Origin of the sequence: Pseudoalteromonas luteoviolacea (assembly GCF_001696455.1) — a bacterium.
Taxonomy (GTDB): Bacteria; Pseudomonadota; Gammaproteobacteria; order Enterobacterales; family Alteromonadaceae; genus Pseudoalteromonas; species Pseudoalteromonas luteoviolacea_C.
The window spans coordinates 1,543,018-1,566,152 of sequence record NZ_MAUJ01000001.1; the positions used below are offsets into that span (position 1 = coordinate 1,543,018).

The following is a 23,135-nucleotide window of genomic DNA, read 5'->3' on the forward strand; positions in this document are numbered from 1 at the left end:
ACTTTAAATAGTCGTGAATCAGCTACTCCATTTAGCACCTGTGTGATATTCCCATGCCTTGTGTTGATGTTTAGTCCACTTTAGAAACATCTATTAATGGAATTTAGCTATCCAATAGTTATTTCCTAATTTTTGAAGTAACCTCAACAAAGACTGAAAATGCCCAAGGAACGCCATATGGCAAACATAAAATGGACTCAACGCACTTTGACGCATAAAGACGCTATTCTTTATGCAGTACTAACCTGCTCAGCGATGCTAATTACTGCTACCATCATTTGGGTAAAAACGCCGAACTTCCGTCCTTTAATAGACGATCTTCGCCTGGTAGACGCGGTAAAAATCGCCGATGTCTTAGACATGCACAAAATTGCTTATTACGCTGATGTAAAAAGCCACATGCTGTACATAGATGAACAACATACTCAAAATGCACGACTTGCACTTACCCGCGCAGGTTTTGTGATTGAGTACCCTAAGCATGCGTCATTTAGCGCTTTGCCAAAAGCCTGTGCAGAACTCGAATCACAGTTTGGTCAAACTGCAAAAATACCTATTTGGCAGCAATCTTGGTTTATGTCTGTACTGCGGCTAATTATGGGTACGCTCATTATTATTATATTTATTGTTGCCGTTGTTCGCCCTGCTCTGAGAGCACTTATTTACGGCACAGTACCAAATGAACAACACAAATAGGCTGCAAAATACTAACATGGGATAATAAACAAACTGGATGCCACACATGGAAAGCACTATTACACAGCAAATTTTTCAGGCAGAACAAAAGCTAAAAACGGCGATGCTCTGCTCAGATACAGCGTTATTAGCAGAATTATTGGCTGACAATCTCGTGTTTATTAATCATCAAGGCCGGCGCTTATCTAAACAAGATGACCTTTATTTACACGCCTCAGGCCAACTTTGTATTACAAGCATTGTGTTGGAAGATTTATCCGTTATGACAATGGGCGATATGGCCATTGTTCACGTTAATGCCGATATTACGGGGGAATATGATGGACAAAATGCAAACGGGCAGTTTGCATTCACGCGAGTTTGGGCTAAACACCGATTAGATTGGCAAGTCATCAGCGCACAATCAACTCTACGCCCCTAAAAAGGGGCTCGTTAAACCCGTATTAGCGGTTATGTGCTCGGGTATAGTCTAGCTCTGGTCCATCTGGTACCACTTGTGTTGGGTTAATCATGGTATGACTGAAGTAGTAGTGGCGCTTTATATGGAAAAAGTCGACCGTCTCCGCAACATCTGAGTATTGATACAAAGCACGTACATAATTAGAAATATGCGGATAACTTTCAATGGTGCGCTTGTTACATTTAAAATGCCCGACATATACCGAATCAAAACGGATTAAGGTTGTGAATAAGCGCCAGTCAGCCTCGGTTAACGTATCACCCACAAGGTATAAATTTTCACTCAGTATTGCTTCGATTTTATCGAGCGCATTAAACAGCTTATCAAATGCAGCTGAATACGCTTCTTGGCTCGTTGCAAAGCCGGTGCGATAGACCCCATTGTTGATATTTTCATAGACAAAACTGTTTATTTCATTAATTTCAGTGCGAAGTTCAGCAGGATAAAAGTCCAGCTCATTACCCGTTAAATGATTGAATGCACTGTTAAACATACGAATGATTTCTGATGATTCATTGCTCACAATACGCTGAAGTTTTTTATCCCAGAGCACAGGCACAGTCACACGGCCGGTGTAATCAGCTTTGTGTTTAGTATAAATCTGATACATGAAAGCGCTGTCGAACAAGGCATCGCCCGTACTGCCAGCCTCTTTGTCAAACGTCCACCCGTTTTGCAACATGTCTGGGCTGACAATAGACACATCGATATAGTCCTCCAGTCCTTTTAACTGACGAAAAATTAGCGTGCGATGCGCCCAAGGACAAGCTAATGACACGTATAATTGGTAGCGACCTTTCTCCGCTTTAAACCCAGCATCACCACTTTGCCCAGCTTCGCCATCTGCGGTAACCCAATTGCGCAGCTGTGCAGCCTCTCTCTGAAATTCTCCATTGCTTGATGTAGTATCATACCAGCTATCATGCCACTGACCATTTACTAATAAACCCATCGCCAATCTCCTAATCTACAAAATTGAAATCGTTCAAGCCGCTTTGCCTAAGTGCTTATCGTATCAAGTCCCACCTAATGAAAAGCCACTTCCTCATAATATGTAACGTGCTGATTAAACGCGTACATCAGCACATTCGAGCATTATTGCTGTGTCAACTTGTGGTCAACACTAAAACGTCCTGCACCTGTTGATGCCAGTGCTAAAAACCCACCTGCCATTGCAATATTTTTGAAAAACATAAAAAATTGCATTTGGTCGGCTAAGTTGTTGTGGAACACCAGAGCACTGATCACACAAAACCCTGCGAATGCCAGCGCGGTTAATTGTGTCAATGCGCCAGCGAGTATGAATAGACCACCAATCAATTCGAATGCAATCACCAGAGGTAATAAAAATTCAGGTAAGCCACCTGAAGCTAAGTACTGCGCATTACCTTCAAAATATTGGATTTTGTTCATACCAGCAAGAATGAAAATGACTGATAGACCGACTCGTCCAACTAAATTTGCGATATTCGCAACGCCTTCATTGTTAGAGATAATATTGACTAATTTCATTTGTCTGCTCCTAAACTTTAACTTGTTTCTAGGCATGACTGCCTGACTTGCTAACAAGTTTACTATCTAATTAAACAAATAAAATTAGTGAATTTAGGGTCTATCGTTCGTTTTTTGTGGATGTTAATCAGTGGATAAATGAGGATGGTCATACAACAGGATAACGCTGAAGAGCCGCCCTTGATTATTGAAGTATGGAGTTCAGCATACAATGGGCCATCTAGAGAACAGACAGCCGCATTAGGTTTACTTTTGAATTATTGGGCTGCATTGACCTTATATGACTTAATATTACCTTCATTTTCAGAAGTCGAAGTAATATAAGCCAATTGAATATCACCAGCTTGTGGAGAAAGCGTGGCTTTGGCAATCGGGTTTTGTGTATTTGCCCCCTGTCCGGCCTTGACAACAATAAGTTCGTTGCGCTCAATCGGTAGATCCAAGTAGTTAGTCGTATCACCATATTCAAGGTTTTCTGCCACTTTTTCATCACCCACATAGACATCAATCTTACCCATATCAGCCACATAGGTATGAAAAATTATGACTCGATATTTGCTACTCGCGATTTCGTCATCATTGATTTTTACAGCGCCCAATTGTGCAGCTTGTGCAGAATCATTGTCGAGACGACCAAACGTGTAAACAACATAGTCCGCATGCTCGGAAAAACGAAAGCGGGTAGACTCTATTGCGGTCTCAAGAGAGTTCCCTTTAACGCCGTAAAATGCAAAGACATTGCCATCTGAATCATCTTGCACCAACATCTTTTCATCAGATTTTTCACCAAACAGCAGACCACTTTTATCCGTTAAAGACATTTCTTCATGGCCTTTTTCGAATTGCCAATATACATCCACTTCGCCATTTACTAAATTAATGGCACTGACGTCTGCTGTATAGGTGTCATCGTTATTACAACCCGCCATCACACCAACCATTACTGTCAACACTAACCCTTTGACTAGGTTCATTTTAAATCCTCCAATTGTCACTGAGGAAAGTATAATCAAGACGGTATTTGCAAGTTGTTATCGAGTGTAATTATTAACAGCTTTGATGTTTTCAAGCGTTACGAGTTAGGTGAAATTGTGATGAACATCGTAATATTCTTCGATTATGTTCAAACTCTGAACGCCTTACTGATAGCAACCAAAGCAGTTTGATTGTTAAATATTACAAAAGCTCATGGCGCAATTTTTCCTGAGCTCTTGTTCAAAGAGCTTTTGTAAAATTGTTATGTCGTTTGTGCGCACATAGTTTGGCCTAACAACCAATGAGATCGTCCGATGAGGTCCCGGTTCATTGAGGTGAATAGCCACCAAATCGGACTCCCCTTTTACGAGCTGGTCCAATGCCATTTGTGGCACAAGGGTGGTGCCCATTTTTCCAGCTACCATTTGAATTAAGGTATGTAAGCTTGTGCTATCAAAAGAAGTGTCTTTTTTATCACTGGATAACTTACAAGCACTGAGCGCATGCTCTTTAAGACAGTGACCATCCTTTAACAGCATAAGTTTGTCGATTTCAAACTGCTCGCTGGTAATTTCCTCAATGCTGGTCGTACATTCATCTTTGTGACTTACCCAATAAAAGTCTTCATGCCAAAAATCAAACGCCATCAGCCCTTCTATTTGATAAGGCAAAGCTAAAACAGCTGCATCTAAATCCCCTTGGCGCAGCATATCAACTAACACATGAGACTGCTCTTCAATAATTTTCAGCCTGAACTCTGGGTATTGATTACGAACTTCAGGCAATACTTTTGGCAGTAGAAATGGCCCAATTGTCGGGATCACGCCGATTTTCATAGGGCGGCATAAAGGCGCTTTGCTGGTTTGGGCAAGCGTCATCAATTCATCCATTTCTAGCTTGATGCTTCTTGCTTTGTCGAGTAGCTGCTTGCCCTCTTCAGTCACGAAAACGTGCTTGTTGTTACGTTCAAAAATAACTGTACCTAACTGCTTTTCCAACTCATGGATAGCCGTACTCAAGGTAGATTGCGACACATGGCAAATATCCGCAGCCTTTTTAAAATGCAGTGTTTTCTCGACTGCCAGCGCATAGACAATTTGTTTAAAAGAGACCATCTATATATTCTTTATTTTAGATTGTTTTCTCTATCTTAATCGTAAAATCAAATAATGCACCCGCTCGCTTGCTCAAAAATCACCCAGACACAATTTCTATGCCGACTGAACAAAATAAACCTATTTAATTTCAACTAGATAGACAACATTAGGTACTCTTCGAATGAATATTCTAAAAAACTGATGATTATCTTTAAGTTATTCAATTTTAATTCTTAAGTTTGTACTTTTAGGCTCTAAAGAGCACCCCCTCAGGTGGATCACAGACATGACCTGAGCATACTTATTTGGAGCTTTTTTATGCGTACACATTTATTAACCTTAGCAGCAACCGTCAGTATGGCACTTTCAAGTGCCGCTAACGCATCACCGTCTGCAACCCAAATTAAAACCAATCAGTTTTGGTGGCCCGAGCAACTCGATCTTAGTCCTCTTAGGCAACACAGCGTTAAGTCAAACCCATATGGTGAGCACTTTGACTACCGAAGTGAATTTATCAAGCTCGATTTAGAAGCTGTAAAAGCCGATATTAAAGCCACTTTAACGGATTCAAAAGATTGGTGGCCTGCCGATTGGGGACACTATGGACCATTGATGATCCGTATGGCTTGGCACAGCGCTGGCGTTTACCGTGTTCACGATGGCCGTGGTGGTGCTGCTGGTGGGCAGCAACGCTTTAACCCACTGAACAGTTGGCCAGACAATGCCAATTTGGATAAAGCGAGGCGTTTACTTTGGCCAGTAAAGCAAAAATACGGTAAACAACTCTCTTGGGCTGATTTGATGGTGCTCGCTGGCAATGTTTCTCTGGAATCCATGGGTTTCAAAACTTTTGGTTTTGCCGGTGGTAGAAGCGACGATTGGGAACCAGATTTAGTCTATTGGGGCCCAGAGACAGCCTTTTTGGCCGATGAAAGACGTGATAAGAAAGGGAAGCTAAAAGGACCTCTGGCTGCCGTAGAAATGGGGCTAATCTATGTCAACCCTCAGGGCCCGCATGGTAAACCAGACCCAATATTAGCTGCTAAAGACATACGCTTATCATTTGGTCGTATGGCAATGAATGATGAAGAAATCGTCGCGTTGATCGCGGGCGGTCATACATTTGGCAAAGCCCATGGCGCAAAAAAACCAAATAATTGTGTAGGAAAAGAACCCGCAGCAGCGCCGACAGAACAACAGGGCTTTGGCTGGAAAAATACCTGTGGTAGCGGTAAAGGGGCAGATACAAGTACCAGTGGGTTCGAAGGCGCGTGGACAGTGACTCCCACCCGTTGGTCAACTAACTATTTAGATAATTTGATGAATTTCAACTGGGTACAGACTAAAAGTCCGGCCGGCGCGATTCAGTGGATCCCAGATAACCCTGCGGCTGCCAACTTAGTACCCGATGCACACATCAAAAATAAACGCAGCGCACCAATCATGTTTACAACAGATCTGGCGCTCAAAGAAGATCCTGCATTTCGTAAAATTGTTGAACGTTTCCGAGCCGACCCCAAAGAGTACGAACTCGCCTTTGCTAAAGCTTGGTTCAAACTAACGCACCGAGATATGGGTCCTCGCGCTCGCTACCTTGGTAATGATATACCTAAAGACGTTTTACTTTGGCAAGACCCATTACCTGAGCAAACAGGAAAAAGCATCTCTGATTCAGATGTTAAAAAGCTGAAAAAAGCCATTGTTGATACCGGCCTAAACAATGCAGACCTCATTGAAACTGCATGGGCAGCTGCATCGAGCCACCGCATCACAGATATGCGCGGCGGTGCCAATGGCGCTAGGATCAGACTCGCGCCTCAAAGCAATTGGGCAGTAAATAACCCTAAGCAACTCGCTTCTGTGCTAAACAAACTGGAACGCGTTCAAGCAAGGTTCAACAGCAAATCAAGACGTAAGGTGTCAATGGCTGACCTGATTGTGCTTGGTGGCGCTACAGGGCTTGAAAATGCTGCGAGTATTGCTGGATTCAAAGTATCAGTACCATTTACTCCGGGCCGCACTGATGCGAATCAAGCTCAAACAGATGTACTTTCGTTTAGTTATCTAGAGCCAAAAGCAGACGCTTTTAGAAACTACTATCATAAAGACGCTTTTATGTCTCCGACTAAAATGCTCGTAGATAAAGCTAATATGCTTGGTCTATCAGTCCCAGAAATGACTGTGCTATTAGGTGGTATGCGAGTGTTAAATACCAATACAGATAATTCCAAAACTGGTGTACTGACCTACACACCCGGAAGCTTAAACAATGCCTTTTTTGTCAACCTTTTGGACATGCGGACTAAATGGAAGAAATCAGATAATCAGCCGGGCATGTATCTTGGTTTCGATAGAAAGTCAGGTAAAAAATTATGGCAAGCCAGCTCGGTTGACTTAATATTTGGCTCTAACTCAGAACTACGCGCAATTGCAGAAGTATATGCATCCAAAGATGCCAAACAAAAGTTTGTCGATGATTTTGTAACAGCTTGGGTAAAAGTCATGCGACTGGACAGATTTGATCTTCAATAGTCTTAAAAGTAAAAGCCGCATGATGCGGCTTTTACTTAATTAAGGCATAAAGCTTATGCTGCCATACAAGGGTGCTATCGATTGACTACAATGAGGATTGTTATGACTCAATATCTTTTCAATTCACAATTGCTTATGCAGGCAAGCCTAACTAACCACTAACCTATTATTGGTATCTCTACTGGACAGAACTTGATTAGTGTCAAACGAAGTCGTGCGTTTTGCCATTCGATCGTATAACAGTACATTTACCGTAGCAGCGAGATTCATACACCCAGTAGTAGGTACATAAACAACGGCGTCCGCTGCATCAACAATACTTTGTGGCAGGCTGCCATCTTCTGGCCCGAATATATAAAGTGCATCCTCAGGATGTTGAAATTCAGGCAATGGAGTTGCACCTTCGACCAGCTCCACGCACACCAACGCCCTACCTGGTGTTTTCAACGAGATTAAGTCATCGACTTGCTGGATCGGAATGTGATCGGCGATGTTCTTAGTATCAGTATGATACTTCGCGGCTTTCGCATACCTATTACCATTAAAGTACACAGCCTGCGCGCCATAACATCCTGCTGCACGTAGTACACCACCCACATTGGTTGGTGATTTTGGGTTAACCAGTCCAATGGCCGAATACGACTTACTCATATTATTTAACTCTCACCTATAGGCAGTAAAGCTGCCAAGAAATACCGACGCGCGATTGTATCATGTGCAAAAGATTGTGCCAGCAAACTAAAACACACTAAGAAGTCTAATTTGGACATAAACTGTAACAATTGGGAAACGCCCTTATGAACCCCCTCCATTTAACACGAACGAAATTTATTGCAAAAAAAGAAAGCAACAAAAACAATTCACTAGTAAGTAAAATTGAAAAATAAGTAATAATATATTTCAATTTTATTACCCATTTAAGGTACCTCAGGTCACTTACCCTGCCACGAATGTAACATTTCGTGTTTTTGCATTGAATCCATGCGTTCGATTCGCTAGCTTAGAAACGGTACAATTTTGTACAAATCAAGGAGATACCAATGAAATTAAAAATAAAGAAAAGCACAATAAAACACTTATCAAACAAACGTTCATTGAACCTAGATTTAACGCCAAATGTCGCAGGCGGTAAACCATTGGTTGAGACTCGTGCAGCGTGCCAGTCTATTTGGGCCTGCACTACTCCACAAGCTTGCTTGTCATAAACACCAATAAATCACTTGTTATCAAGCCAATTTAATGGCTTTTTAAGCGACCATCGTTGTACACGAGGTCGCTTATATGACCCTATAGATTAAGTAAAAAACCTATTGCCGAGGTAATCTAAAGCTAAAACGGAAGCTGAGGTTAAGTGGGAATTTAATGTCGGTTGCTTTATTTGCTTTGTTACATGTAATAACCAATCAATTTTTACCCAAACCTAGTTAAAACCTATATCCAGCGCCTAACATCGCGACAGTATGCTGCATACTGGGACCCAAACTTTTCCTGCATTACTCTCTCTTCGTAACAGATATACCAACGATCAGTAATGACCACGAATAGCACAACAAATGCCCAAGACAACTCATTTGCACCTATAAGTAAACACACGCCCAGCAATGATATTACGAAGCCTAAATACATTGGATTGCGCGTGTGCTTGAATGCCCCTTCAGTGACAAGAAGATCAGGTTTGTCGAATGTCATGACGTTGGTTTCTAACCGAATAAACAATCGCTTTGCTTGCGCAGAGAGTACTAAACCCGATAAAGCAAAAGGCAGTCCTAGCAAGTTAAATGGAAAAACTAAATGGTGAGAAAGTTCAAACCACCAGCACGTCAAAATCATCGCTGTTAGTGTCAATATGTATAAAAATGGGGGAAGTAACTTTTGCATCATATGCTCCTTTAAATAGCGAGCAGTTTAACGCCTGAGCACAAGACTGGCCTTTACCTATGTTAAGCCCATTTTATTTCTTATTCTTGATAAGCTGACATCTGTTATCCCTAGATACATCGCCACTTGGTTGAGAGTGAAGAGTTCGCTCTGCTCACCAAACTCTTCTAAAAACTGCTCGTATCTTTGCTGTCCACTCAAAAGTAGAAGCCCCGCCTCCCGTTTTTCTTTTTTCAGCGCTAGCTGCTCATAGAGCTTGCGTACATACTCGCTCCAATTCAAATTGGACCTGGCCAGCTCAAGTAATTGCTTATAAGGTATTGAAGCCGTTGTACAAACACTCAAAGTCTGGGTGTAAAATGGACTTGGCTGGTTTTCAATCAGTGACCCTATACTTGTAAATGCCCCACCTTGTTTAACAAGCGACTTATTAAACTCTTTTCCTTGCGCATCAATATAGTAATAACGCCCAATGCCAGAAATTAGGAAATGTACATCAGATACTATGTCTTGGCAGCGAAAGATATGTGCTTTCGGTGCAAAGTGGTTAAACTTAAAACAGTTAAGTCCACTGTCTAGCTCTTGTTTATTAAAAGGGACTAACCTCGTCAATATCGACTGTAATAAGTGCCTATTTTCAGCTTCATCCATGTTTTACTCATATCAAAGTGAGTGATTGTCGGTGTTATTTTTCACGAACAAAAGTGTTTCATGGTCATAAATTTCATTACACCAATGGTGCTTGCTTAATATTAAATCAGGTGCCGAGCTTCGCTCTGATACACACTCAAATCCAAACTTCGTGTAAAACTCAGAGAGATGAGAAAATGGTAAGCAATATACTCGTTGAAACTGACTGGCACTTTCAACTAAAAACGAAACTAACTTTGCAGCAATGCCGGCACCTCTAAAATCAGGGTTCACATACATTCCCCCTAATTCAGCATCCTTGTCTGATAAAGTCTGTACTCGACCCACACCGACTTTTTGCCCATCGATTAAAGCGATTGCGATTAAATCATGTTCGAAGCTCGAGAGCTTGAAACCTATGCGCTGATATTGCTCATTGACCCAATGAATTTCTTCTTCCTTTGCTATTCTAATTTTGACTTCGCCATTCACTGCCTGTTACTCCTAGAAACATCCTAGTATTTGAATATCATAGGCTTATAACAAATACCAGTATTTGCACTAATGAATGATAAATTGCATATAGTGCGATTTAGAAAACTCAGTTATGTGCGGGCTTTTTCACATAACTTAAATTAATTCATTACGAGCGACAAAGCTCATTTTGTAAAAACAGATTCCTTGCAAAACCATACTTATTTAAGATCAGCCCCCCTTATCACATTGTAAATATTGAAGTTTATAATTTTAATTCAATTTAATTTTAAACTCGTTAAGCCCGTAGTTATCCATGCCGTCAGGACATATTTTGGCAATAATGAAACGCATTGTTATTTAGCTTCTATACTTGTTTCAGGACTTTTGATATTTCTCGCTACACCAGCGTCTTAAGGGAACTTTGAACATGGTTAATCCGACCCGATTCAATCTGTTATCTACATTAAGATCAAAGCTTATCGCAGCTTTTTCTGCCGTTATGGTCACACTGGCTATCATCGGTTTAATTTCTTTCTTTGCTTTGAAAACAGCATCCGACGGTTTTAAAGACTACCGCGAACTGGCTCGCGACAGTAACTTAGCGGGCATTCTCCAATCGAACATGTTGATGGTTCGCATGAATGTGAAAGACTTTTTGCTGACCGGCAGCGATAAAGATGTTGAACAATACAATCAGTATTTCACCGAAGTGGAAAAGCTACTGAGAGACGCCAAACGAGAGATCAACAAACCAGAGCGTGCCGCGATGGTTGAAGAACTCAACAAAGAAATAGCGCAGTACAATCAGACGTTTGAAGTTATCAAGTCATATCGATTGCAAAGAGATGATCTGGTAAACGGGCAACTCAATGCCCTCGGTCCGCAAATGGAGCGCGAACTAACAAAACTTATGTATAGCGCCTCAGAAAGCAACGATACGCAACTTGCCTATCTCACTGGGGTTGCGATGAGAAACCTCCTTTTAGCGCGTTTATATGTCATTAAATATCTCGAAAGTAATGACGAAAGTGCTGACCAACGTGTTAGACAGGAATTCTCTCAATTTGAACAGCAGATGGACAAAATTGAACTTTTGACTACGTCTAATACAAGCAAGCAAATGATTGACCAAATCAGGTCGATGGAGTCTGAATATAAAAAAGCTTATCAAAGCGTGCACGATATCATCGTAGATCGAAATGATAAGGTGGCTAATACCCTTGACGTGATTGGGCCACAGTTTGCTAAGTTGGTTGAAGACCTGAAGCTGTCTGTTAAAGCAGATCAGGACACGCTCGGGCCAAGATTAAAAGCAGACAACGAATATGCCGTTAATAAAATACTTGTCACCTTTGCTATTGCACTGCTTTTGAGCGGCTGTGTGGTCTTTATATTAACCCGAAATGTTATGGCACAACTGGGTAAAGACCCCAACGAGTTACAACAAATTGCTATGGCGATAGCACGTGGTGATTTAGATGAAAAATATGACGAAACCAAACCAAAAGGTGTTTTCAAGTCAATGATGTCGATGCGTGATAGTTTGCGACAAGGTCGTGAAAAAGAACGTGAAGAAAAGCGTATCGCGAGTGCGAATGCAAGAATTAAAAGTGCGTTAGACAACGCCAGTGCATGTGTCATGATAACAAACAAAGACGGTAAGGTGACCTACTTAAATGATGCGATCAACACCATGTTTAAGGTAGCTAACAAAGACATCTGCTCCTTGGCCCCTAGCTTCGATTACACTGCAATACTCAATGCACCTCTAAGTCAGCAACTGCCTTCTTTTTCTGATATTGAACAAAAACTTCAGCAGTTAAACGGTGCATTTGAAGGAGAGTTTGAAATCGCAGGTAGAACGTTCGCCTTAGTTGCTAGCCCTGTAATTGTTGATGGTAAAACCGTCGGGTTAGTTTATGAGTGGGAAGACAAAACAGACTGGTTGGCCAATGAGCGGGAAAAAACCCGTATTGCCTCAGAAAATGCCCGCGTAAAATATGCATTAGACGGCTCTTCTGGGCAAGTAATGATAACCGATGATAAATATCAAGTAATTTATTTAAATTCCGCTTTAGAGCAAATGTTTGCTACAGCGTCTGAAGACATTGCCACAGTTTTACCCGAGTTTAATCCTGCCGATGTGCGGGATCAGTCTATTACTCATTTCTTTGAGCACTTTGCGCAACATTTAGTTGAGTATGATCAATTAACAGCCAGTCATGAAAGTGAATTTGTACTTGCTGGCAGAACTTTCTCCATTGTCGCAAGCCCAGTTAATGTTGAAGGCGAACGTGTAGGCACCGTACTCGAGTGGCAGGATAAAACGGATTGGCTTGCGCTTGAGAAAGAAAAGTCTCGTATCGCTTCTGAAAATGCGCGTGTTAAATATGCTTTGGACAGTGTCTCCGGTAACGTCATGATCGCTGACCCTGAGTTAAACGTTATTTATGCAAATAATGCTCTGCAAGACATGATGTTAGACTCAGAGCGCGATATCCGCATGCACGTTGGTCAGTTCAGTGCAAATGAACTCATTGGCTTTGCAATTCAAGATTTTTATCTAGAGCCGGAACAGCAGAAGTTGATGTTTGAGAATCTGCAAGATACGCACAGAAGTGTGGAACATATTGGCAACAAGGTGTTTGCATTAACCGCTAACCCAATAGAGGTCGATGGTAAACGCATTGGTACCGTGCTTGAATGGGTTGATCGGACCGCCGAGGTCAACATTGAAAAAGAAATTGATCAAATTGTACAAGCAGCCTCTCAAGGTGACCTCAGCAAAAAGATCGACCCATCGGGTAAATCAGGTTTCTTTGGCAACCTTAGCCAAGGACTAAATGGCCTTTTAGACACCGTCGAAGTAGCGTTAGATGATGTAATGCATATGTTAGGCGCGCTGGCCCACGGAGACTTGTCGAAACGAATTACCAATGATTATCAAGGTAAGTTTGGTAAGCTCAAAGAAGACACAAATGCAACCGCCGATAAGCTTACCGAAATCATTTCGAGTATTCGTACATCTGCGGGGAGTATTTCGCAAAGCGCCAATGAAATTGCTCAGGGCAATATGGATCTAAGTCAGCGTACGGAAGAACAGGCATCTAGCCTTGAAGAAACATCAGCCAGTATGGATGCAATGACAGACGGTGTGAAACAAGGGAGTAAGCGCGCAGAAAGTGCCAGTGAACTTTCGATGGAGGCGGAAAAACGTGCAGAGCAAGGTGGCCAAGTCGTTAACCTAGCTGTAACGGCCATGAAAGAGATCAGTGATTCAAGTAAAGAAATATCAGAAATCATTGGTGTTATTGATGAAATTGCATTTCAAACCAATCTATTAGCGCTCAATGCCGCCGTTGAAGCAGCCAGAGCAGGAGAACAAGGTAGAGGATTTGCAGTCGTTGCAGGTGAAGTGAGAAACCTTGCACAACGTTCATCAGAGGCCGCTAAGGAAATTAAGGAGCTTATTAGAGACAGCCAAACTAAAGTGGAAGAAGGCACATCTTTGGTTAATAAATCTGGTGAAACCCTACTTGAAATTGTAGAGTCCACTTCAAAAGTGCGCGCAATGATGCAAGAGCTTGCCGAGTCAGCGCGACAGCAATCAGAAGGTATCGTGCAGGTAAACAGCGCAGTGACTCAAATGGATGAAATGACTCAGCAAAACGCTGCGCTGGTAGAAGAAGCTTCTGCAGCAGGACAGTCTATGGCCGACCAAGCACTCAACATGAATAAAACCATGGACTTTTTCAGCTTAGAAAAAAGCGCGATAGGGACCGGTTTAGCTCATATTGCCTCATAGAACTTTACACCGCGGCACAATACGCCGCGGGTGCCCCCACTCTCTTCTTTATGATTAATTCAGGATTGACCTGTCTATGGCTTTATAGTCTAAAGTACAGTTGGTAGCTTTAAAAATGAGAAACTGCCACTTCTGGATGCAGGCATAAGCCTCATACTAAATTCAATTTTTCTATTAAGATATACTCGGTATGTACAAAATATCTGAACTCGCTAAACAAGTCGGAATGTCAAGGACCGCCTTGCTGTATTACGAAAAACAAAATCTTATATCTGGCCATCGGCTTGAAAATGGCTATCGCAGTTATACACAAAAAGATGTCCAACGCGTCCGATTAATCCAACAGTTGCAGGCTGGCGGCTTAACTTTGCAAGAATGCAAAGCGTGCCTAGAAACAAAATTAGACAAAGCCATCTTAAAGAACCGCCTCAACGCATTAGATATTGAAATCGAACAAAAACAGAAATCACGCAATTTGCTCGCAGCACTGCTCGGTGAAGGAGAGTTAAAGACGTGGCATGAAAAATTAAACAAAGTAGCGCCTGACATCCACACAGATTGGCTTATACGCCAAGGCTTTGAAGAAAAAGAGGCTTTGCGACTCAAATGGTTATCGAAAGACATGAACGAACATGACCGATACATGGCTGACTTTATGCGTGTATTTAGCACGCTTGAACGCTGGGGGCCAGGGAGTGTTCAAGATACACTCAGAGCACTGAAGCATGTCCCCACAGTTGTTGAGCAAATATTAGAGATCGGCTGTGGTAAAGGTCAAGCAACTCAAGTCTTAGCCCAAAATTGTGCTGCACACATCACCGCAATTGACAACGAGCAAATCGCCCTCAACGTCGTGCTAGAAAGCTTCGAAAAGCTAAATTTGACAAACAGAATTACTACTGTGTGTACCAGTATGACTGACCTTAATTACCCAAATGAACGCTTCGACCTAATTTGGTCGGAAGGCAGTGCCTATATTATGGGAGTAGAGAACGCCTTACATGATTGGAAACCTTTATTAGCGAAATCAGGCGTTCTGGTTCTTAGCGACTTGATATGGCGTACTGGCACCCCTAGCAAAAGGGCTAATTCTTTTTGGCAAAAAGAATATCCAGATATGAAATCCCTCGCAGCCAGATTAATACATTTCAAAAACGCCGGCTATCGCCTTATCGAGCACTTCCCACTCAGTGACAAGGCTTGGGAAAATTACTATGGGCCATTACACAAACGGGTCGAAAGTCTAAAAAGAGGCGTCTTCAAATCGCCAGTACTTGATGATCTTGAGGTTGAAATTGATATTTGCACGCAATATCAGCATGAATTTGGATACCATATGTTCATTATCAGCAAGCTGTAGCCATACTTTAGACAGGACGAATCAGAGCCCCTTTTGATCAATTTAACTTAGTCAAACAGTATGCTTATGAGAGAATTTATAAGATAGGGTGTTAACATAAGTAAAATTACAGCATAACGCTAATAAATCAGATATGAAGATTGTAAAACTCTTATCTCTCATTGTTATCTCTACCCTGTTTGTGCTGACTTTTTTTCACCAAAAGGTCATTTCGATGGTATTACTGCCCCAATATATTGAGTGGGCATACACGGTTGAAGAAAAAGGCCTTATGGCGGGCAAGTCGCTATCTGACAGGGAGTTATCTCTAGCCAAAGAAATCGGGATCACAAACCCTGAGAAAATAAAAATTGTGTATGTTGAAGAAGTCCCGTTTCCCCATGAAAACTTTGCTCTAAAAACATTAGGTGAAGCGCTTGGGTTTATTGGTGAAGGTATTATCAATAATGCACAAGTTTTTGGTTATACGATATATGTCAGAAATGGCTTTGACTTAAATAAACCTAAATTAGCCCATGAGCTTGTCCACGTATTACAGATGGAAAGAATGGGACTTGATAACGTCGTTACCCAACACTTCTCTGACCTTGCACAATATGGCTATAACAATGCACCTTTAGAAGTCGAAGCATTTGAGGCCAATAAAAAGTACAGTCAAGATTGGTAATCTCGATAACCTAAATCAAAAGTGAAGCTCACTTTAAATGACAATGCAAAACGATTTGCAATGGATACTCGCATAAACATGAGGAGCACCGACCAATGGAAATGTTACAAACCAAAAATGTGATCCGGTTTTTGGCCATTTTTTTAGCATTCCCGCTTTGGGTGATTACAACTGCCATATTATTTGCAATTATGTTTGGGGAATATAAAGGCGTGTATGCATGGGCACTGACCATGGGCACATTTATTGGTGCCATGAGCTTTTCTTATGTTGCAATAACCGGCCACTCTAAAAATCCCATTTGAGCGACCTATTTAGCGTTTACGAGTAGTCAATAACAAAGCTCCAAAGTACCGCCCATAGATATCAATCTTTAGTATGAATGGTACCTGTGCGAGTATAAATTTATCGATAAAGTGCGATAGCAAGTGATTCACCTACAGGATGATTTATGATTTCTCTTTTTGATAGACGCCAATCTGAGTAATCAACAGAGCTGCGCCAATTAGTGCAAAGCCCTTGAGAAAATGTGCCTGTTGCAATGCTCGGACAACTTCATGCTCTGCGTAAAGCATCTCGTAACCGTGCACTACAATCGTCACCGGTAGTAAAAAAATCACCAACAACCACCCGCCAAGTTTAGGCCTCCAGTTTAATAAAATCATCCCAGCGCCCACCAGCTCAACAACTCCAGAAACCCAAATTAACGCGACTTTATAAGGAATTGCCTCTGGCATTAAGTTCAAATAATAAGGGAGATTGGTAAAGTGGGTAATACCCGATAACAAAAATAACGACGTAAAGAGAAAACGGGCGAGCACATTAATAGATATGTGCTGAGGCAATTGGCTTTCTGAAAACATTTAAGTGTTCCTATTCTGTACTAAACTAATTTATGACTAGTATTTAAAAAATCTGACTAATGAATACTCTTAAGAGGAAAATGCAGCGTTTTGTTCTATCCAAGCTTTAATGCGTGTTTTTCTTTCATCGCTGACATCGAGTGCAATCCCAGCGACTAATTCTGGCAGCTTTACACTGTTGAGTTCTTGCCTAAATTTATCTTCCGCATTTCGAAAAGACGCGGCAATTTTGCAAGGCGTGATGACTTCATCTGAAGATGCGCCGCATGGACCATTTTTTCTTACTTCTGTACAACGAAAGCTTGGAGTTGTTCCATCAACGGCCCCTGTTATATCCCACAGAGAAATGGTTTCTGGCAAGCGCGCTAGCTTATAGCCTCCAGCAACCCCTCGTTTCGCTTTAACTATGCCTGCTCGACTTAGCATCTGCATTTGTTTAGCCAAATAAGGCGATGGCACTCCAATAAATTCCGCGAGGGTATCTAATGCGAGTGCGGCATTCGCCGGTAGCAAAGCTAGCAATGCACAAGTATGCGCAGCCCATTCAACGCCCTTTCCTATTTTCATACTATAAAAATCCAGCTCACTCAATTACGGATAAAATTTATCTGCAATTAACACTACCGTCAAGTTCTATAATAGATATTTTTTATCCATAATAATAATCCCCATATGTTCACACGCACTAAGTAGCTGAGAGGCAAGCGAAAACGCATATAAAACAGATGCTAAAAATATATAGCTCATCAGAGCATTTATAGATACGAAATGTACCTAATTTTATATAGTGGATAGGTAATTGAGTGATAAGAAGTTTTCTTTTAGGCGTTATATGCCTATTTGTTGTTGGCTGTGCTACCACCAAGAGTGTTAAAAAAGGCTACCAGTTAAATGAAGCAACAGACAAAGGCGTATTTGTCGCTTCTATCAGTTACCAAGGCGGTTACTCTGGCTATTCCATTCGTTTTTCTGCTTCAAATGGGCAATCCAGCGGCCAAATTGAATTTGGTAAAGGCATGTCATTAATTCCTATTCCACCCAAAGGGGACTACAGCCATATAGGAAGAAAGGGACAGCTCTATGTCGTTGAGCTACCAGCCGGCGAGTATACAGTTTATGGCTGGCAAGTATCCAGTGGCTATGCAACCACAAAACCACAGATGCCAATTTCAATTAATTTTAAAGCCCAACCCGGTAAAGCTACTTATATTGGCAACTTTGATTTTGTACAAACAAATGGATTAGGCCTTACTGTCACTGGTGTAGAAGTCAATTGTACAGAACAGTCAAACATAGATCTTGAGGTCTTGAAAAGGAGATTTCCAAATATAAACGTCAGCGACATGATTATGGGTATTAAACCGAGTTTTTCAATGGAAGGCATTGGTGGTGAAAACAGCACCTCTTGGAACATGCCAATGGTCATCTTGTAGCACTTTAAAAACTGACCCCCTCAATTTGAAGTAACAAGCGCTTGCAGTCTTTGGCTGCAAGCGCACAACGTTATAGCAAATCCGCGATGAACTCCACCGGATGTTTAGGTTTAACACCTTCAAAACGCTTTACTTGGCTACGACATGAGAACCCTGTTGCAATCACCTTTTGTGACTTAACATGCATCTTCCATGACATATCATATAATTGGCGAGAGGCCGCTTGGTTCTTAGACTCATGTCCAAATGTGCCAGCCATACCGCAACAACCCGTACTTGGCGCTTCGAGTACAACACCTAAGCGATTAAAAATAGATACCCATGCTGCGGTTGAAGCTCTTGGATTTGTCTCTTCAGTGCAGTGAGAAAGGAGCGCCAAAGAACCTGCATATGATGCGACTTGAAGCCTAGATAGATCTTGCTGTTTGAGCCATTCATGGATCGCGTGGACTTTATAATCGCCTCGCTGGGACTCTGTCAGTACTTTACGATACTCATCTTCATAAACAAAGACCAAAGCCGAGTCCAACCCAACCATTGGGATCTGTAATCTTGATACTTGCTGTAAAAAGGCACTTGTTTTATGCGCCGTCGCCTTAAACGCGCTTAAAAAGCCTTTGACATGTTTAGTTTTACCATTTTCATAATAGGGTAACAAAATTGCTTGCTTACCGAGTTTTTCGATGAGCTTTATTGTCGCCTCGAGTAGCTCAGCTTCATAGTAACGCGTAAATGGGTCTAGTACGATTAACACGTACTTACCCCTTTGGTGCTCGTTGAGCTTACTCAGTTCTTCAAAATCAAAGGCTTTCGTTTTAAGCTCATGCAGACTAAGTAGAGGAAGATCTTGATAACCAATCGTTTTTTTCGCCAAAATATTTATGAGCCGCGAACCAATGACAGGGTTAAGTAACTTTGCAAAACGCGACATAATTGGTAACACGCGTTCGATATTTGCAACCAAGTAATCTTTGAGACTTCTGCCATATTTTTGGTGATAAAAATCGAGAAAATAGGCACGGGCATTAGGAATATCTACTTTAACAGGACAGGCACTCGAACAGGCTTTACATGCAAGACAGGCATCCATGGCTTGTTTTACTTCATGGTTTAATGCTTTTAAATTACCAGCTTCAGAAATCTCTACCCTAGGTAGCTGGGTATCCGGCTCATAGTAATCTGACTGCAGCTCGGGCAACTCTACCCCTTGCATGGCCTGTAATCGAGACCACTCTTTGAACAAGGTCGCTCTACCTTTTGGCGAGTCGCGTCTGTCTTTGGTGACTTTATATGACGGGCACATCTGTGTCGTTTCGGTGTAATTGAAACAGAGCCCGTTACCATTGCAGTTTAAAGTGTCTTGGAAGCTCGTTTTAATATTAATCGGTACTAATTCATCATATCGAGCTCGCAAAGGGCCTGTGACTTTAGCGAGTTCTGAGTCACTGCCCAACGGCGTACAGATTTTTCCGGGATTCAGTTTGTTACGTTTATCGAAAACAGTTTTGATTTTACGCAGTTCTAAAAAGAGCGCTTCTCCAAAAAACTCAGGGCCATATTCACTGCGAAACCCTTTACCGTGTTCACCCCAAAATAAGCCCCCATACTTTTTTGTTAACTCCGCGACTTTATCGGATATTGGTTTAAGCATCGCTCGTTGAGACTCATCACATAAGTCTAACGCAGGGCGAACATGCAAAACGCCTGCATCTACATGTCCAAACATACCATAAGTCAAATTATATGAATCTAACAGTGAGCGGAACTCGGTGATGAAATCTGCGAGATTTTCGGGAGGAACAGCCGTATCTTCAACAAATGCTATTGGCTTTCTGGTACCCTTGCTGTTACCCAATAAACCCACCGCTTTTTTGCGCATTGCATATATCTTTAGAATATCCGCCTTACTTGTCGTAATAGAATAAGATAAAACACCAGATTGATTGCTAGCGATGAGCGAATCTAATTTGGACGTTAATGTCCCAACCTTTTCTTCAATGTCATTTTGGTCTGTACCATTAAACTCCACCATATTTAGACCGTCTGATGCGATATGTGCGGGAGTTTCTAAAAAGTCCGATACGCTGCGCCATATCATGTCTGCTTTGGCTAGGTTTAGAACTTTACTATCCACTGTTTCTACAGATGTAGAGTTAGCACTCACTAAAAATGGCGAATGCCTTAGCGCTGAGTCAAAATTGTCGTAATTAATATTAACCAGTGTTTTATAGGGCTCTATGGGTACGATATTGAGCTTTGCTTCAGTAACGACCGCCAATGATCCTTCACTGCCAGCAATGATGCGGGAAAGATCAAATGTCTTCAAATCATCGCTAAATACATTCTTTAAGTCATACCCTGTCAGAAATCGATTGAGACTGGGAAATACCGATAGAATCCTGTCTCTGTTCTGTTCACAGCTTGTTAGGGTGGCCTGTAGTATCTGCCCTTTTCTATCGTTGTGTTTCGCATCTTGTTTTGCTTCTTGTGTACTGACTTTTTGCGTATCTAATTCGTATCCGTCTGACAAAAAACATTTTACAGATAGTAAATGGTCGCTCGTTTTACCATAAACCAAGGACCCTTGGCCCGAAGCATCAGTGTTTATCATTCCGCCAACAGTTGCACGGTTGCTGGTTGACAGGTCCGGCGCAAAGAAAAAACCATACGGCCTTAGAAAGTCATTCAGCTGATCCTTTATCACACCCGCTTGAACCTTAACCCATCGCTCCTCGGTATTTATTTCTAGAATCTGTCTCATGTACCGAGATAAGTCAATAACGATACCCGCCGTCAATGATTGTCCGTTAGTGCCCGTCCCACCACCTCGAGGAGCAAAATACAATTGGTTAAATTCTGGCTTTTCTGACAGCTTTAACGCCAGTTGTACATCTAAGTTTGACTTGGGAAAAAGCACCGCTCGGGGAACTTGTTGATAAATACTGTTATCAGTTGAATGCACTAACGTCGTGGAATAGCTGTTATCTATATCTCCTTCAAACCCTTGTTTATTCAATGCCTCCAGATATGACTGAACGGTCTCCTCTAGAAGGACACTTGCTATATTTTCTCGACCCATTTTCGCCCCACCCCAAAACGATACAATATAACATAACCTTTATTTTATGATAACGCCCCTTTCTGTTATTTCCTATTATGGTTCCATGGGTATATGCAGTATCCTCAAAGGGAAAGGCTAGATGGGGATAAAAGTACAGGAATACCAAGAGACTCTGTGACGTTAACTATTCATCTGTTTTATGAGAATTAGCGCTTAACTTGGACTCAAAAAACTATAGATTTATATGAATTAGGTTTAGTACCAGCAAGCCTGCCCGAGCACTTTTGTGAATCGCTTATTTCAAAACACGTGACTGTATTAAAGTTAAACTGTCTTCAATTAAGCAGCCCAACACTCTCGAGAGCTGCTTTATTTATAGCTTTAACATAAATTACTTTTACAGTTTTGCGCGACCAGCATTGATACTATAACCGTCAACATTTTTTGCAGTTAGGTCAAAACATAGTCGATTTCTGGAAATACACAGAGTGTGCTTCCCAACCGTCGCGGACAGCTCCAACCATTCTTTTTGGCCAAACTCACTTGCGGATTGGCCGTTAAAACTGACAACCTCATCACCAACTTTAATACCTGACCCAAATGCCGCCATTTCAGGCATAATGTAACGCACGACAAATGCACCATTGGTGAGCTTTCGCAGCTCCATTCCCAATAAATTGTAACGTGCCTTAAAGGTTGCACTTTTGTATGGCTTTAAATGTAACTTAAGGTTGTGGTAATCGATAACATAGCTAAAGTGACTCAATGCAGAGCTGCCAATGACAGATTTACCATCATCCCCGCCTTCAATAAAATTAGTCTTAACGTTTTGTAGTGTAAGATCTGAAATTTGGAGCTTAGGAATAGTTCCTCTTTGATGAATAGTTTGCCCACTTAAGCCAAAATCTGAGCCTGTAACCGTCACGCCGTTAAATGAGTAGCCCTCATCCTGCACATAGTAATTATTGAGTTTAAAGTAGTGCCGACTGCCCGTATCCAGCAATATTTCGTGCTCCATAATCTGGTTGTTTCCCAAATCAATTGTACTGTCAAAATACAGCTTACTGAGAAAGACGCGCATTGGGATGGTTATATCTTTGTCAGTCGAAATGTAAGGCTTGCTCGCTATCTCTATAGTACCCTTCCGCGGATCAATATGCCAAGCAAAGTGCTTCATAATGTCATGACCCAAAATTCCGTCGTACACAGCTTCATCTGGCCTCAAAAAATACTCACTTTGCGAGACTGGCAAATATGCAAAACTGACGTCTTCAAATCTAACGTCACCTAACTTAATACTCTCTACATCAGTTTGAAAACCATGGGAGTTTTTACCATCACCCCAACCACCTACTTCAAGAGGGTAACCCTCTTTGAGTGACAATGATTTTACTTTTTCAGAGTCCTTTAGGAAGGATACAGACGCCCCTGTGTCCAACATCATTTTGAACCCTTTGATGCCATTAATGGATATGTAAACATAGGGCTTAACGCCGGTATCAGCTTTAATTTGGGCACTTGTTTTCTGTCCTTGCCATTGTGGCTTAATATCGTCATTTTCATATTTAAGTCGAACATAATTAGCAACACTGCAACCGCTTAGTACGATTGAGCAAAGCATAAGAGCCAGTAGTTTCATAACACATTTCCTTTTAACCATTGCGTGCCACTACATTACTTTTATGTTTG

Annotated in this window: 20 protein-coding genes and 2 pseudogenes; 10 read left to right on the forward strand and 12 right to left on the reverse strand. The window is 41.6% G+C overall.

What is annotated here, in order from left to right; all coding sequences use genetic code 11:
• The first annotated feature begins 177 nt into the window (after positions 1–177).
• Both A7985_RS06565 and A7985_RS06570 read left to right on the forward strand, forming a co-directional pair.
• Positions 178–696: a hypothetical protein gene (locus A7985_RS06565; RefSeq protein ID WP_065789615.1), complete on the forward strand. Its 519-nt coding sequence runs from the start codon at positions 178–180 to the stop codon at positions 694–696.
• A 46-nt stretch (positions 697–742) separates the two neighbouring features.
• A complete protein-coding gene (locus tag A7985_RS06570; RefSeq protein WP_065789616.1) occupies positions 743–1,117 on the forward strand; it encodes a nuclear transport factor 2 family protein in 375 nt (124 codons plus the stop codon).
• Between the two features lie 22 nt (positions 1,118–1,139).
• On the opposite strand, the gene A7985_RS06575 is transcribed toward A7985_RS06570, so the two are convergent.
• The 4 genes from A7985_RS06575 to A7985_RS06590 all read right to left on the reverse strand — a co-directional run bounded on the left by A7985_RS06575 (position 1,140) and on the right by A7985_RS06590 (position 4,758).
• The gene (locus tag A7985_RS06575; protein ID WP_065789617.1) at positions 1,140–2,108 is read right to left on the reverse strand and encodes a glutathione S-transferase family protein; all 969 of its coding nucleotides are present in this window, start codon (positions 2,106–2,108) and stop codon (positions 1,140–1,142) included.
• Between the two features lie 143 nt (positions 2,109–2,251).
• A complete protein-coding gene (locus A7985_RS06580) occupies positions 2,252–2,668 on the reverse strand; it encodes a DoxX family protein (protein ID WP_065789618.1) in 417 nt (138 codons plus the stop codon).
• Between the two features lie 257 nt (positions 2,669–2,925).
• The gene (locus tag A7985_RS06585) at positions 2,926–3,642 is read right to left on the reverse strand and encodes a DUF4397 domain-containing protein (protein WP_065789619.1); all 717 of its coding nucleotides are present in this window, start codon (positions 3,640–3,642) and stop codon (positions 2,926–2,928) included.
• Between the two features lie 195 nt (positions 3,643–3,837).
• Positions 3,838–4,758, reverse strand: coding sequence for a hydrogen peroxide-inducible genes activator (locus tag A7985_RS06590; RefSeq protein WP_065789620.1), 921 nt, complete (start codon positions 4,756–4,758; stop codon positions 3,838–3,840).
• 300 nt (positions 4,759–5,058) lie between these two features.
• Here A7985_RS06590 and katG point away from each other — a divergent pair, with 300 nt between their 5' ends.
• Positions 5,059–7,272: a catalase/peroxidase HPI gene (gene katG, locus A7985_RS06595; RefSeq protein WP_065789621.1), complete on the forward strand. Its 2,214-nt coding sequence runs from the start codon at positions 5,059–5,061 to the stop codon at positions 7,270–7,272.
• Positions 7,273–7,419: 147 nt separating this feature from the next.
• Here katG and A7985_RS06600 read toward each other — a convergent pair whose 3' ends face one another.
• Positions 7,420–7,923, reverse strand: coding sequence for an RNA methyltransferase (locus A7985_RS06600; RefSeq protein WP_065789622.1), 504 nt, complete (start codon positions 7,921–7,923; stop codon positions 7,420–7,422).
• 389 nt (positions 7,924–8,312) lie between these two features.
• Between A7985_RS06600 and A7985_RS26405 the strand changes: the two genes are divergently transcribed.
• The gene (locus A7985_RS26405) at positions 8,313–8,477 is read left to right on the forward strand and encodes a hypothetical protein (RefSeq protein WP_176716693.1); all 165 of its coding nucleotides are present in this window, start codon (positions 8,313–8,315) and stop codon (positions 8,475–8,477) included.
• A gap of 226 nt (positions 8,478–8,703) precedes the next feature.
• Here A7985_RS26405 and A7985_RS06605 read toward each other — a convergent pair whose 3' ends face one another.
• From A7985_RS06605 to A7985_RS06615, 3 genes are read right to left on the reverse strand one after another with little or no spacing between them, the layout of a single operon-like run.
• A complete protein-coding gene (locus tag A7985_RS06605; protein WP_256096650.1) occupies positions 8,704–9,153 on the reverse strand; it encodes a methyltransferase family protein in 450 nt (149 codons plus the stop codon).
• A 54-nt stretch (positions 9,154–9,207) separates the two neighbouring features.
• Positions 9,208–9,801, reverse strand: coding sequence for a Crp/Fnr family transcriptional regulator (locus A7985_RS06610; RefSeq protein WP_065789624.1), 594 nt, complete (start codon positions 9,799–9,801; stop codon positions 9,208–9,210).
• Between the two features lie 12 nt (positions 9,802–9,813).
• A complete protein-coding gene (locus A7985_RS06615) occupies positions 9,814–10,272 on the reverse strand; it encodes a GNAT family N-acetyltransferase (protein WP_065789625.1) in 459 nt (152 codons plus the stop codon).
• Positions 10,273–11,788: 1,516 nt separating this feature from the next.
• Here A7985_RS06615 and A7985_RS27220 point away from each other — a divergent pair.
• From A7985_RS27220 to A7985_RS06635, 5 genes and pseudogenes are all read left to right on the forward strand, one after another.
• Positions 11,789–13,240 (forward strand): annotated as a pseudogene (locus A7985_RS27220) (PAS domain-containing protein); the annotation flags it as partial.
• Positions 13,241–13,504: 264 nt separating this feature from the next.
• Positions 13,505–14,062 (forward strand): annotated as a pseudogene (locus tag A7985_RS27225) (methyl-accepting chemotaxis protein); the annotation flags it as partial.
• 190 nt (positions 14,063–14,252) lie between these two features.
• On the forward strand, positions 14,253–15,422 hold the full coding sequence (locus A7985_RS06625; protein WP_065789627.1) for a MerR family transcriptional regulator: 1,170 nt from the start codon (positions 14,253–14,255) through the stop codon (positions 15,420–15,422).
• A gap of 133 nt (positions 15,423–15,555) precedes the next feature.
• A complete protein-coding gene (locus A7985_RS06630; protein ID WP_065789628.1) occupies positions 15,556–16,089 on the forward strand; it encodes a hypothetical protein in 534 nt (177 codons plus the stop codon).
• A 95-nt stretch (positions 16,090–16,184) separates the two neighbouring features.
• The gene (locus tag A7985_RS06635; protein ID WP_065789629.1) at positions 16,185–16,394 is read left to right on the forward strand and encodes a hypothetical protein; all 210 of its coding nucleotides are present in this window, start codon (positions 16,185–16,187) and stop codon (positions 16,392–16,394) included.
• A gap of 144 nt (positions 16,395–16,538) precedes the next feature.
• Here the strand turns inward: A7985_RS06635 and A7985_RS06640 are convergent, their stop codons facing one another.
• Positions 16,539–16,952, reverse strand: a complete 414-nt coding sequence (locus A7985_RS06640) for a DoxX family membrane protein (RefSeq protein WP_065789630.1) — start codon at positions 16,950–16,952, stop codon at positions 16,539–16,541.
• A gap of 69 nt (positions 16,953–17,021) precedes the next feature.
• Positions 17,022–17,519, reverse strand: a complete 498-nt coding sequence (locus tag A7985_RS06645; RefSeq protein ID WP_065789631.1) for an RrF2 family transcriptional regulator — start codon at positions 17,517–17,519, stop codon at positions 17,022–17,024.
• 236 nt (positions 17,520–17,755) lie between these two features.
• Between A7985_RS06645 and A7985_RS06650 the strand changes: the two genes are divergently transcribed.
• Positions 17,756–18,385 carry a hypothetical protein gene (locus A7985_RS06650; protein ID WP_065789632.1) on the forward strand — a complete coding sequence of 210 codons (630 nt, stop codon included), beginning with the start codon at positions 17,756–17,758 and terminating at the stop codon, positions 18,383–18,385.
• Between the two features lie 70 nt (positions 18,386–18,455).
• Here A7985_RS06650 and ydiJ read toward each other — a convergent pair whose 3' ends face one another.
• Positions 18,456–21,464, reverse strand: a complete 3,009-nt coding sequence (ydiJ, locus tag A7985_RS06655; protein ID WP_065789633.1) for a D-2-hydroxyglutarate dehydrogenase YdiJ — start codon at positions 21,462–21,464, stop codon at positions 18,456–18,458.
• A gap of 379 nt (positions 21,465–21,843) precedes the next feature.
• On the reverse strand, positions 21,844–23,085 hold the full coding sequence (locus A7985_RS06660; RefSeq protein WP_065789634.1) for an aspartyl protease family protein: 1,242 nt from the start codon (positions 23,083–23,085) through the stop codon (positions 21,844–21,846).
• Positions 23,086–23,135 lie beyond the last annotated feature (50 nt).

Bases quoted from the DNA above. Each gene is read 5' to 3' on its own strand.
- A7985_RS06645 (WP_065789631.1), bottom strand. From the start codon at position 17,519: ATGAAAATAGGAAAGGGCGTTGAATGGGCTGCGCATACTTGTGCATTG.
- A7985_RS26405 (WP_176716693.1), top strand. From the start codon at position 8,313: ATGAAATTAAAAATAAAGAAAAGCACAATAAAACACTTATCAAACAAA.
- A7985_RS06575 (WP_065789617.1), bottom strand. From the start codon at position 2,108: ATGGGTTTATTAGTAAATGGTCAGTGGCATGATAGCTGGTATGATACT.
- A7985_RS06565 (WP_065789615.1), top strand. From the start codon at position 178: ATGGCAAACATAAAATGGACTCAACGCACTTTGACGCATAAAGACGCT.
- A7985_RS06570 (WP_065789616.1), top strand. From the start codon at position 743: ATGGAAAGCACTATTACACAGCAAATTTTTCAGGCAGAACAAAAGCTA.
- A7985_RS06610 (WP_065789624.1), bottom strand. From the start codon at position 9,801: ATGGATGAAGCTGAAAATAGGCACTTATTACAGTCGATATTGACGAGG.
- A7985_RS06625 (WP_065789627.1), top strand. From the start codon at position 14,253: ATGTACAAAATATCTGAACTCGCTAAACAAGTCGGAATGTCAAGGACC.
- A7985_RS06600 (WP_065789622.1), bottom strand. From the start codon at position 7,923: ATGAGTAAGTCGTATTCGGCCATTGGACTGGTTAACCCAAAATCACCA.
- A7985_RS06605 (WP_256096650.1), bottom strand. From the start codon at position 9,153: ATGATGCAAAAGTTACTTCCCCCATTTTTATACATATTGACACTAACA.
- A7985_RS06635 (WP_065789629.1), top strand. From the start codon at position 16,185: ATGGAAATGTTACAAACCAAAAATGTGATCCGGTTTTTGGCCATTTTT.
- katG (WP_065789621.1), top strand. From the start codon at position 5,059: ATGCGTACACATTTATTAACCTTAGCAGCAACCGTCAGTATGGCACTT.
- ydiJ (WP_065789633.1), bottom strand. From the start codon at position 21,464: ATGGGTCGAGAAAATATAGCAAGTGTCCTTCTAGAGGAGACCGTTCAG.
- A7985_RS06630 (WP_065789628.1), top strand. From the start codon at position 15,556: ATGAAGATTGTAAAACTCTTATCTCTCATTGTTATCTCTACCCTGTTT.
- A7985_RS06640 (WP_065789630.1), bottom strand. From the start codon at position 16,952: ATGTTTTCAGAAAGCCAATTGCCTCAGCACATATCTATTAATGTGCTC.
- A7985_RS06580 (WP_065789618.1), bottom strand. From the start codon at position 2,668: ATGAAATTAGTCAATATTATCTCTAACAATGAAGGCGTTGCGAATATC.
- A7985_RS06585 (WP_065789619.1), bottom strand. From the start codon at position 3,642: ATGAACCTAGTCAAAGGGTTAGTGTTGACAGTAATGGTTGGTGTGATG.
- A7985_RS06660 (WP_065789634.1), bottom strand. From the start codon at position 23,085: ATGAAACTACTGGCTCTTATGCTTTGCTCAATCGTACTAAGCGGTTGC.
- A7985_RS06590 (WP_065789620.1), bottom strand. From the start codon at position 4,758: ATGGTCTCTTTTAAACAAATTGTCTATGCGCTGGCAGTCGAGAAAACA.